Origin of the sequence: Psychrobacter vallis, from assembly GCF_904846715.1 — a bacterium.
Classification (GTDB): domain Bacteria; phylum Pseudomonadota; class Gammaproteobacteria; order Pseudomonadales; family Moraxellaceae; genus Psychrobacter; species Psychrobacter vallis.
In genome coordinates this window covers 1-11,579 of sequence record NZ_CAJHBU010000005.1, presented here as the reverse complement: position 1 = coordinate 11,579, position 11,579 = coordinate 1, and the positions used below count along the sequence as shown (strand labels likewise).

Here is an 11,579-nt window from a genome sequence, read left to right as displayed (position 1 = left end):
GTGGTTTTTTTATCTAATTAGCTAACACGCCAATGATTGACAGTATCTCACCCGCTTCATCTTCTTCAATAATACGCGTCTCTTGTAACGCTGATTTTTGCCATGCTTGCATGTGCGGATGATTCAGCATGGTTTGGCAATACTGCTTGGTAAGCGGTTGCAAAGTGATATTGGACGCATCAGCATAGGTCTGTAATCGCAGCACCACTGGGGCGAAAAAGACATCAGCTGCTGTAAACTGCCCAAACAAATAGCTGTTTTCTGAGCGACCTTTCAAGCAATCTGCAAAAATAGCCTCGATACGCGTAATATCAGCCAAGCAAGCACTGCTCGGTTGTATCCTAGCTGTTGCTCTAATATTCATCGGCATCTCATTACGAATACCCATGAGTCCTGAATGCATCTCAGCAACGATACTTTGGCAATAAGCACTATTGATTCTATTTTGATGGTCAGTTTGAGCGTTAGTGTCAGACTTGCTGATGCCTGTCCAAAGATTGATATCCGTTAAATACTCATTAATATGCATCGCAATGGCCAGCGTATCCCAAACGGTTACTTTGTTATCACCTTCACCATAGACCAAAACTGGTACTTTTCCTGTTGGCGCATGTTCATTGAGAATGGGTGTTGCTGATGGATGAAACAGTTCAATCGGTTGCTCATCAAAGTCAATATTGAATGCCTTGAGTAGTAGCCAAGCCCGTAGCGACCAAGATGAGTAGTTTTTATTACCGATGAGAAGTAGTGGTTTTTGCACAGTCGCATCCTATATTTTTGAGAGAGTAGCATTGTAGTATGCCTCCAAACTTGTTTGGAGGCTACGATAAAAGCGATACTAGTCTTAGGAGGTAGGCGGATAAAGTGTTATTAGCGTTTAAATACTTAGTCATGTAGTAACATCAGTCGGTTTGTAGTTAGTTAAAAAAACCACCTCAAATGAGGTGGTTCTGTTTTAATAGATAGATGAAATTTTTTTATATGTGATTCATTACTTAGATTTCTCAATCTCTTTATGTATATTTTTCCAATGACTTTTAATTTGCGAGTCAATTTTGCTATAACTACCCATTATTTTATGTGCATTTTTAGCATATGTTATATAGTTGCCCCAGTTTATGGCATACTTGTCAGGTTGCCATTGATCTGTAGTACCTCGTACACGTTTATATTTTATGCAGCGTTTAGCACCAATATATGAGTATCTTTTATACAGTCTTTTTCTAAATATTTCACCTCTTGTCTCGTTATTTATCTTACTACTATAAAATCCACTTCTTCGCACACCTTTTTTCATTTTTCGGTAATAGTTGGCTAGAGAGCTTGTCTTTAGGCGTACATACTTACCGTCAAAACTGAAACCGAGATACTCAAAATTTCTGTTGATACTATTTGGCGTTATTCGGCCATTAAATTCTTGCTTGCAAATAATTCTACCGTTACAGGAGGAAAAATGGAAAACTTGAGTTTTGTCCTTATGAATTTTTAGCGATATATTTTTAATTTCATTTTCGAAAAGCTGAATAATATGTTGTTTGTTTTCTATCGAACAGATGACAACCATGTCGTCAGAATAACGCCGATAAAGCCCATCGATTCTTGATATTTCGTCATAAATTGCTTCATCAAAGCCTAGCATATATATATTTGCTAATGTGGCACTGATAGCAGAACCTTGACAAATGCCATCTGTTACAAGTGTACTGCCAATTCGTTTACTCGATCTTATTAGTCCTTTTTTTCGAATTGTGTGTATATCTTGCATTTTACAATAGGCAATAGCATTTTTATTATATAAATGCTCAATTCGCTTTATGGACTTATCCGTAACTTTTCCATCATTTTTTCTGATTAAGATATTATCTTTGAATAAATTGAAAAGATGCTTTTCTTCGACATAAGAAAATCTAGTGATATTCTTAAACACGTTGTAATGGTCTCTTGGTAGGTGATCTATATCAAGGACCTCACACCATTTCTTTTTAAGAATGGTATGGTTTAAACTAGGAAAGAAGTTCTTAATATCAAAAGCTATAGCAACAATGCCATTATCGTCACTTATGTTTTTTTTAATATATTCAAAAACTTCGTCTGCGAAGTAAATATTATTTTTCTTGGGAGATTTTTGAGTGAGGCTAGGTTCTAGTTTTTTTGGGGTCTTTCGGTAAGCAGTAACTACTTTGGTTAGATTTCTATCTTCTAATATATCTTCATACTTTACGTTTAGTAAGTGAGAGTAGTAGGCATAAATATTTGAGTCTAGATTATTCGCATAATAGATATCTCTATCTTTTGTGCTTTTGTCAGTGCGTTTTCCATTATTCATCAACTTTCCATCATTATCATACTCTTTTCTATACCGATTCGTAGATATGACTTTATGAATGAATGGAACGAAACCATGGACAGCTATTTTATTTTTATCTTTTATATATGATATGGTCTGTCGACGATTTTCAGAAGGTAGTCCAATATGAGGATATCTTTTAATTTTATACCAGCTATCTAGGTCTTCTTTATTTTTCATATATTTATAATTTGTATTAGAAGTGAGGGAACGGGGCTAGCATTTTTACGCTTAGAGCGATTAATAAAAACGTGATAAAACTGTCCTACCGTTACCATAGAAGGTAACACCCCTTTTATTGGAAATAATTACTTTCATGCTTACGGAAATTGTCACTATTATGCTTCAATACCTTGTTACACTAATCGTACATCATATATGTGCTAACTGCTCACAATATGATATTTGCTTGACTAAGCAGCTTTCTACCTAGCGGTGACCTTTGCAGGTACCTAAATATAAGACCAGACTTAGATTAATTGCTTTTTCCCTCACAATCTTGAATCTAACATACCTCTGATTTATTGTAAAATTGTTTAGCAAATAAATGCAGTTCAATGTATCTAAGAAAACAAATAAAAACGCCCATCCAATATCTGGACAGGCATTTTTGTTTTAAACTGTAGAACTTTTTTAGATAGTTATTAGTCGTCCAACAAATCCATGCGCTTAGCTGCTTCATAGATACCCGTCGAACGATTGCCAGTACGGCAAAAGATTAACATTGGCTGCTCGGCTTGGTTAAAGAAATCAGCAAATTCTTCGACATGGTTTTGATTGAGCTCGCTACCTGCAAATGACACTTCTTTATAAGCAAGTCCTGCTTTTTTAGCAGCAGCTTCGATCTCAGCACTGGTCGGCTGATTTGGTTCTTCGCCATCTGGACGGTTATTGATGATGGTTTTAAAACCATTTTCGGCAATCATCGGCACTTGGTCAGGAGTGATTTGTCCAGTAATACTTATTTGATGGCTCATGAGAGCTCCTTTTTATTTTGTCTATGAAAGAATGACAGATTTGATTTGGAAACACAGCGTTTAAGCGTAAGCTGAATGAGTGGTTTTCTAAAGGGGCGATATGTAAGCGTCATAATATTCTTATAATCACTCTTTATAGCAACCCTTGCATCAATGCACTTTGATACAGCAGCTTGGCGCGTGCGCCTGTCCCGCAAAACATCAGTATGGGTTTGGGCATGGCACGATAAAAATCAGCAAACTGTTCGACAGTCGCCATACTCAATCGCTCATCATCGAAGGGCAAATGATGATAGGTCAAATTGGCTTTCGCCGTTGCGCTGGCCAAGTCACAGCTATTGGGCTGGGTCTCTGTTTCAGCATCGGGACGAATATTGAGCACGGAACGATAACCAAGCTCAGCAATTTTTACGCATTGGCTTGGGTAAATTTGCTTATAGATAGTTACATTGTCAGTCATAAGTAGCTTCGGTCATATATATTAAAAGGCGATAGGGTATTTAGTGTTATAGCTAAGCGTTATTTCTTTATGCTAATTTAGCATAACACAGCTGTTATCATACCTATATTTTGTCACAGACAATAACAATCATGAATGTAACAACATTTAAGTTATGGGGCTATATGTATCTTTTAAGGCATTTACCGCATCCATGGTACTAAGATAAACGTGCCCTGACAGTTCGGTAATAATCGGTGTATGCTCAATGATATCCATCACAGGCCCTTTGATAAAGCTAAAGTTCAGATGCTTGTTTTGAACTAAAAGCTCCTGATTGAGACTAATAAGCATCTCTTGCCCCGTCAAATCAATGTGATTGACCGCTGACATTATGAGGATAATCTCATGAGCTTTTGGATATTGCTGGGTGGCTTGGACGACACGGCGATGGACAGATTCGCTATTGCCAAAAAATATGCTCTCATCAATACGCAGCATGAGTAAATTGCTAAAAGTCACCACGTTATGGCGATTGATATTGCGAAAGTGCCCCGTACCTGCCAGTTGACCCACAATCGCGACGTGCGGTTTGCTTGATTGCCAAATCAAGCTAGCAAACGACACCATCAGACCAATGACCAGACCCGTATTTAACCCAAATATCAGTACACCCACGAATGCTGCCATAAAGCTGGCAGCATCCAAGCGGTCACGTTGCCATGCTGATTTAAAGGTTGTCATATCAACGAGACCGATGATGGACGCCATGATGGTCGCACCTAACAAGGCATAAGGCAGCGGTGCTAGAGCATTGCCAAAAGCGATTAAAGCGGCAATCATTACCACCACGGTCATTAGACTGGCGACAGGCGTTTTGGCACCTGAGTCGGCATTGATAGCCGTCCGCGAAAACCCACCAGCTACCGTAAAGCTTTGAAAAAATCCGCCAGCCATATTGGCAAGTCCTAATCCAGTCAGCTCACGATTAGCATCAAATGCTTCACCGCGCAGGCGAGCATAATTGTTAGCGACTGAGCTGCTGGAGACAAAAATAATCAGCGCCATCAGCCCTGCACTAGGCAATAAATTAAGCGCTTCATCAAAGTTAGGTACATAGGGAAGGGTAAAGGTCGGCAGCCCTTGCGGGATACTGCCAATCGTTGCTACGCCATTTGTCGTCCAGTGCAGGCCGATGCTCAATAGTATGGCAACACCCAGCAAGATAAGCGGAAATAAACGTTCGGCCCATTTGGCGTAAGCGGATGACAACCAAGATTGCCATACCCATTTGCTGGCGTAGCGATTGGCAACCAAAAGCGCAAAGGCGGTCATACCAATAAGCAAAGTTGGCGGATGTAGCTGCTGCGCATACATCTGCATACTCGATAAATAACCAAGCAAGCCGTTTCCTGCGATAGGAATGGCCGTCAGATACTTCAGCTGACTGACAAAAATCAATATTGCTGCGCCACTGATAAAGCCCGCCGAAACGCCGCGACTGATAAACTGCATAATCCAACCAAGCTTGAGCTGACCTGCCAACCATAACAACACACCGACCATCAGTGACAGCAAGCTTGCCATCAGTAAGTACTGTTGACTGCCTTGTGCGGCATAAGGATGCAGGCTACTGGCCGTCATAATGGCAGTGATAGCGACAGGCCCAACCGCTTGAATATTACTTGAGCCTATCCATGCATACACAATGACGGGCACGATGGCCGCATATAGTCCATAGACGGGTGGCAATCCTGCTAGCACGGCATAACCCAAGCTTTGTGGAATGACCAGCACACCGACGACCAACCCAGCGATGACGTCAGTTGGCAAATCAGACAGCTGGTACTGGCGCAACCAAGTAGGAATCAGACGAGCAGCAATAGAAGGCATAGCAGTAGTCATCACAATAAAAGTTAATCAAAGCCAAGCGTTCGTCGATAAGCTAGCCGTCGGTTTTGGCACAGAAACGTTGATAAAGCAGCTCTAGTACCGCTAAAGCATCGTCACTTGCGATGCTATAGTAAATTTGCTTGCCTTCACGGCGTGTCGTAACCAGCGCATCCTTGCGTAGGATACCCAGTTGCTGCGACAAGCTTGGTTGACCGACACCGACTAAGCTCTCAAGTTCACTAACGCAGTATTCCCCTTGCGTCAGCTGACACAAGAGCAATAAGCGATCAGGGTGCGATAGCGACTTCAATAGTTGGCTGGCTTGCATGGATGCTTGTTGCATTTGCTCAGCCAAGTCTTTAGGCGCAGAGTCTTTGGGCACGAAATCTGTTACGCTGGGAGAAATGTCATCACTAGCGCCAGTAGTAGATGTGCTCAATGCTGAAGTGGACGTAGTCAGAGCGAGCTCCTTATATGAGGCATAGGTAAAAAGGGTAGAGTTGATAGATAAGATATAGTGAATTATCAATGATATTACAAGGTATAGCAAGTTATCATTATTTACATTATATAAATTGATAAATTGTTTTATGATTGCTATATTGGTATTCATCATCAATGAGTATGTGCATGCCAATATGATAAACAAGCACAGTATACTTAAGAATTCATTGGAAAATAAAACATTCCTATATAAAGCAAAGAGGTAGCCATGCAAGTTCATTCATTCTTACACAGCGACACAGAAACTTATACCCATGTGCTTGCGGACGTACAGCAGCAAGTGTGTGCTGTCATTGATCCAGTATTGGATTTCGATTCAAAATCAGGTCGTACGGGAACCAGTAGCGTTGATGAAGTCATTACGTTTGTACATGAGCATGGTTGGGAGCTGCTCTATATTATCGAGACCCATGCGCATGCAGACCACCTGTCTGCTGCTATCCATGTAAAAGAAAAGCTGGGCGGAAAATTAGTCATCGGTCAACACATCACTGAAGTACAAAAAATATTTAAGCAAATTTTTAATTTTGATACCAGCTTTCGCACCGATGCCAGTCAGTTTGATATTTTGACAGATGATGGAGAGACGCTAGCACTAGGCGACATCACTATTACCGCCATGTACGTACCCGGCCACACACGTGCTGATATGGCTTATATGGCCACTGATAAAGAAAAAACCGTGGTCTTCGTTGGTGATACGTTATTTGCTCCCGACGTGGGTACGGCTCGCTGCGACTTCCCAGGAGGGGATGCCGCAACCCTGTATCATTCGATCCAAAAGCTGTTGGCGCTCCCAGAAGACACGATCATGTATCTGTGTCATGACTATCCAAGTCAAGGCCGCAAGCATTGTCCAACGACCACGGTTGCTGCGCAAAAACTGGGCAACATTCATGTTAAAGACGGAATTAATGAAGCTGAGTTTGTGCAGATGCGTGAGCGCCGCGATGCAACTTTGGAGATGCCGCGCTTGATTATTCCATCAGTACAGGTCAACATTGATGCTGGTCATTTTCCAAAGCCAGAAGACAATGGTACGCGTTATTTAAAAATACCGATCAATGTCCTTGGACAATAAAACAAATGAGATGACACATCAAAGCTGTTATCTTAAATGATACTAAGCTATCGTGTAAGCCATATTACCAATCTATCGTGGATGAGTGTCCATACGATTTATATAGGAGTCTTATAATGAGTGAGCAAAGCCTTCATTTAGTCTGTCCGCATTGCCAAGCGACCAATCGTGTACCCGTGGAAAAGCTAACTGCCGCACCGAATTGCGGTAAATGTAGCCAACCGTTATTGACGGCTCGGCCTCACGAGCTGAGCGCCCAAACGATTCATAAAGTCATTCAAAAAAATGAGATATTGACCATCGTTGATTTTTGGGCGAGCTGGTGTCAACCATGTTTGATGATGGCACCGGAGTTCAAAGCGGCGGCCAGTCAGTTGCCGCAAGTGGTCTTTGCCAAGATACAAACGGATAAATACGAGCAAGCCGCCGCACCTTATAATATTCGTAGTTTGCCCACTATGGTGGCTTTTAAAAATGGCAAAGAAATCGCACGGCAGTCAGGCGCATTACCGAGTGACCAAATTGTCCAATGGGTGCGGAGCTTGAGGAATTCATAACGTCCAAGATTTTTTGCTTGGGTTTTGTCCATTACCTCTGCTTTGTCCATTACATTTAGAGCGATAGATATAAAAAAAGCCAATACATCGATAATGTGTTGGCTTTTTTCGTTGTATAAGAATTATGATGGCGCGGTTTTGTACTTACTTAGTCGATTCTACTCGCCATAAGTCTTAACGCCGTTGGCAAAGCTACAACGTTGAATACGAGCTATTTGCACAATGGCATCACGTTCGCCGTATAGCCGCGATAATTTTGCATCGCGCGCTTTGGTATCGTTGCTTTTGCCAACGCCAAAACTGATGTTGGGTGAGATCCCCCAGCGTCCTGCAGAAACCCCAACGCCGATACCTGAGGTGGATAAGGTTGATTGCTCGTTACGCGCCGCGTCTACATAGCGATTGACACGGACATACTCTTGGTTGAGCGCTTGGCAGTCATAATTTTGATAAGTGCTTGGCGGTACATATTGCGGTGTTATATTACTCGTAGTGGCACAGCCTGAGAGACCGAAAACGCCAGCTGCCGCCAGTAATGTCGCTGTAGTAAAGGTTTTCATAGCTGCTCCATCAAGCCGAATTATGGTATTTGTGTTTATTTAAGATAGCAAAATTAACCGGATTAAGATATTGGCTATTTAATATTTGTTAACCTTATTTGTGAATGCTCAACACGCTCGAATATGACAATTTGTGCGACGCTCAGCGCTACTTTCAAACATTTATCAAAATAAGTTTTCAGGCTTGCTAAAGGCAAGTATGACGATACCGATATAAGCCACCGCGGCAATGAGAATGCCGGTCTTTCTTTGCGTTGGCGTCGCATGAGTATTAAACGCCTTTATACTAGAACTAATAGCTGCAACCAGTAAGATGATTTTGGCAAAGACCCATTGTACGGGTGCGTTGGCACTCATGAGCTGCATTAACATGACAGCGCCTGACACAATCACGAGGGCATAGACAATATGATTGGCTATTTTGACCGCACGAGGCGCTTGTCTGTTTGCGCTTAATACTAAGTAGCTCTGGTATAAAAACAACACAACAACCAGTACGGCCATCAGCATATGTAAATGTTTCATTGGATATCGTTTCCTCTAAAATGGCAGTTTTTCAGCGTATTTATACTTAGATACCGTTTGCTATTTGTTCTGTCCAGCGCACAACGGGCTATCAGGGCTTTGACCTTGCCATTCTGTTGGCGTGTAAGCGTGAATAGCCAGAGCGTGTACTTGGCCACCTTGAGAGGTTAATAACGAGGTAACTTGCCCATATATTAATTGATGACGAGCGACCAATCTTTTGCCATCAAAGGCATCACTGACGATAGTCAGTTTAAAATGACTTTCTTTACCTTCAAAATAACCCGCATGATCCATCGACTCATTTATCAGCTCTAAATATTGCGGTTGTAATGCTTGTAGTTCAGCTTCCAGCGCATCAGCGGTAGGGGTGGCACTCATAACAATCCTTTAATGTATTGTATAGTCGATACACGATATGATGACGCGAGACTGGCACAATTTTTTCTTGCTGGCTGTGCCGTTGCTGCCAGAGGCTACAAAAAATGTATCCCAGTCTTGCTGACGCTTTTTTATATCGACCTGACTATATTTAATGGTATTTAGCCGCGTAAAAATGGCGTGTCGTGTCCATTATAGCAGAGGCGATTGGCTGTATGGCAGGCTATTGCGTAGCGCCTGTTTCTAAAGCGTATTCTCATTTTTTACATAAAAAAGCAGAGCACAATTTATCGTTTGTACTCTGCTCTTATGCTCTAACAATGCTGACTCAAAGCAGCATATTTAAAATCAACTAACGACGCGCCTTTTGATACAGTGGCATGACTTTAGGCATCAATGATTGTAGTTCAGCAATGCGGTTGCTACTTGATGGGTGAGTACTCAAGAACTGAGGTGGCTCGCCTTGGCTGGCGCGCTGCATTTTTTGCCACAGGGTAATCGCCGCTTGTGGATTGTAACCTGCGCGTGCCATCAGCTCTAGACCAATTTGGTCGGCTTCAGCTTCTTGGGTGCGACTATGGGGACGACTCAAACCCAAATCACCTGCGACGTTTGCTAGCTCTGCCTGACCTTGTGATAAGCCAAAAATGCTAGCAGCGACACCGATACCGGTTTGTGTAGCGTATTGGCGTGATAGGCGTTCACGTGAATGCTCGCGTAGCGCATGCGATATCTCATGACCCATAATCGCGGCAATTTCATCATCCGTTAAATTCAAACGATCAATGATACCTGAGTAAAACATAATTTTACCGCCTGGCATGACAAAGGCGTTTAGCTGATCTGACTTAATGGTATGCACTTCCCATTGCCATTTCGCTGCATCTGGGCGATAGACACCAACTTGACCGATCAAACGGTTAGAGATGTTTTTTAGACGATTGAGTTGTGCCTTGTTGGTATCTAGCAAACCGCGTGCTCGGGCTTCCTGTAGTGTCTTAGCATAACTTTGCGCTGATAACTGCAACACTTGCTCGCTAGAGACTAAGAGCAACTGTTGACGGTCAACGCCGACCGCGCCAGTATTGGTCGTACTTGTACAACCTGTCAGAGTAAGTGCTGACAATGATGCTGCCATCACAGTAGTGGTTAATAATTTCTTCATAATAAATATCCTCGCCATAAATGATAAAAAGTAAAATTGCACAAACCAAATACTGAGCAAATGGGTAAAAAAGCAGCCTTTTATTAATATTCTACTAGCGCTTACTAATCTACCGAAACAGTAAAATTTTACCTGAACTGTCATTGGACATAAGTATAATAATGTTAACAAGATAAAACCAATGCAGAAAGAGTAACAACACAGCGTATGATTGTAAGCGCCCAAGAAATAGTAAAAAAAATGATAATTTTATCTCCTTGCAGTAGTTGATATAAAATCAATTACTTACGTGAGTTTTTGTATGAGATAGACGATCAAAGCGAAAATATTCGCAATAAAGTTTAAAAAATATATTGACACGTACAGAATATTTGCTAGAATAGCCAGCCTATCAAGACGTAGTCGTTAACGATATTACGGTTTGATATTTAGCGGGAATAGCTCAGTGGTAGAGCATAACCTTGCCAAGGTTGGGGTCGAGAGTTCGAATCTCTTTTCCCGCTCCAAATATGGCTTGAAAAAGCACCAAAAGCCTCACTTCATAGTGAGGCTTTTTTTATGCGTGAAAGTTGATTAGGGCATGTTCTCAATCTGAACGAGAATGACTTAAAAACAAAGGGGCTGTAGTAGATAAGGATTAAATATCACACCATTTTCTCAGGGTTTTAAGCTGATTAGATGGTGACCCATAGTTAAATCTAAACTCGCACTCTTTTAAAAATAAATGGAAGTTCTTCTTATCGATTCCATTATATTTCCTCAGGGTTCGTTTAGACTGATTCCAGAAGTTCTCAATACCATTGATGTGATTGTTTTTACCGCAAGTAAACTCTTTAGAGTGATTGACTCTGAAATGTTTAAAGTCGCTCACATCCAAGGCATTGTAACTTCGATAGCTGTCAGTATAAACAAAGCTGTCAGGCTTGATTTTACGCTTGATAACGGGCATTAGCGTGGTTTGTTTGGTGTCTGCTACGACAATGGTATAAACCTTACCATTTCGTTTTAGGATACCAAACACCGCTGTCTTACCAGCAGCACCTCGACCTCTTTTGCCTTTACGTACACCGCCGAAGTAACTTTCATCTAATTCGACTTCACCGTCAAAGATGTCATCTGCTTCAAGAGATAAATAATACTCTATAACGAG

Annotated in this window: 13 protein-coding genes and 1 tRNA gene; 3 read left to right on the top strand and 11 right to left on the bottom strand. The window is 41.5% G+C overall.

The window, feature by feature from the left end; all coding sequences use genetic code 11:
* Positions 1-13 precede the first annotated feature (13 nt).
* The 6 genes from JMY02_RS04620 to JMY02_RS04595 form a co-directional block, all read right to left on the bottom strand.
* Positions 14-760: a glutathione S-transferase family protein gene (locus JMY02_RS04620; protein ID WP_201595724.1), complete on the bottom strand. Its 747-nt coding sequence runs from the start codon at positions 758-760 to the stop codon at positions 14-16.
* A 231-nt stretch (positions 761-991) separates the two neighbouring features.
* Positions 992-2,527 carry a reverse transcriptase domain-containing protein gene (locus tag JMY02_RS04615; protein ID WP_201595721.1) on the bottom strand — a complete coding sequence of 512 codons (1,536 nt, stop codon included), beginning with the start codon at positions 2,525-2,527 and terminating at the stop codon, positions 992-994.
* Positions 2,528-2,991: 464 nt separating this feature from the next.
* Entirely contained in the window at positions 2,992-3,324 is a 333-nt protein-coding gene (locus JMY02_RS04610) for a TIGR01244 family sulfur transferase (RefSeq protein WP_021813753.1), read from the bottom strand.
* Between the two features lie 133 nt (positions 3,325-3,457).
* The gene (locus JMY02_RS04605) at positions 3,458-3,784 is read right to left on the bottom strand and encodes a beta-lactamase hydrolase domain-containing protein (protein ID WP_131656756.1); all 327 of its coding nucleotides are present in this window, start codon (positions 3,782-3,784) and stop codon (positions 3,458-3,460) included.
* 147 nt (positions 3,785-3,931) lie between these two features.
* Positions 3,932-5,656, bottom strand: a complete 1,725-nt coding sequence (locus JMY02_RS04600; RefSeq protein ID WP_201595718.1) for a SulP family inorganic anion transporter — start codon at positions 5,654-5,656, stop codon at positions 3,932-3,934.
* A 52-nt stretch (positions 5,657-5,708) separates the two neighbouring features.
* Positions 5,709-6,095: an ArsR/SmtB family transcription factor gene (locus JMY02_RS04595; protein ID WP_320157789.1), complete on the bottom strand. Its 387-nt coding sequence runs from the start codon at positions 6,093-6,095 to the stop codon at positions 5,709-5,711.
* 273 nt (positions 6,096-6,368) lie between these two features.
* Between JMY02_RS04595 and JMY02_RS04590 the strand changes: the two genes are divergently transcribed.
* Entirely contained in the window at positions 6,369-7,241 is an 873-nt protein-coding gene (locus JMY02_RS04590) for an MBL fold metallo-hydrolase (RefSeq protein ID WP_201595715.1), read from the top strand.
* Positions 7,242-7,357: 116 nt separating this feature from the next.
* The gene (gene trxC / locus JMY02_RS04585; protein ID WP_201595713.1) at positions 7,358-7,798 is read left to right on the top strand and encodes a thioredoxin TrxC; all 441 of its coding nucleotides are present in this window, start codon (positions 7,358-7,360) and stop codon (positions 7,796-7,798) included.
* 158 nt (positions 7,799-7,956) lie between these two features.
* On the opposite strand, the gene JMY02_RS04580 is transcribed toward trxC, so the two are convergent.
* The 4 genes from JMY02_RS04580 to JMY02_RS04565 form a co-directional block, all read right to left on the bottom strand.
* Entirely contained in the window at positions 7,957-8,358 is a 402-nt protein-coding gene (locus JMY02_RS04580; RefSeq protein WP_201595710.1) for a hypothetical protein, read from the bottom strand.
* A gap of 165 nt (positions 8,359-8,523) precedes the next feature.
* Entirely contained in the window at positions 8,524-8,883 is a 360-nt protein-coding gene (locus JMY02_RS04575; RefSeq protein WP_021813761.1) for a SirB2 family protein, read from the bottom strand.
* A gap of 60 nt (positions 8,884-8,943) precedes the next feature.
* Positions 8,944-9,264, bottom strand: a complete 321-nt coding sequence (locus JMY02_RS04570) for a BolA family protein (protein WP_201595707.1) — start codon at positions 9,262-9,264, stop codon at positions 8,944-8,946.
* 352 nt (positions 9,265-9,616) lie between these two features.
* Positions 9,617-10,429, bottom strand: coding sequence for a M48 family metallopeptidase (locus tag JMY02_RS04565; protein WP_131656751.1), 813 nt, complete (start codon positions 10,427-10,429; stop codon positions 9,617-9,619).
* A 431-nt stretch (positions 10,430-10,860) separates the two neighbouring features.
* Between JMY02_RS04565 and JMY02_RS04560 the strand changes: the two genes are divergently transcribed.
* Positions 10,861-10,935 (top strand) — tRNA-Gly (locus tag JMY02_RS04560).
* Positions 10,936-11,066: 131 nt separating this feature from the next.
* On the opposite strand, the gene JMY02_RS04555 is transcribed toward JMY02_RS04560, so the two are convergent.
* Positions 11,067-11,579: IS1595 family transposase (locus JMY02_RS04555; RefSeq protein WP_201595704.1), on the bottom strand; the 513-nt coding region annotated here is incomplete at its 5' end.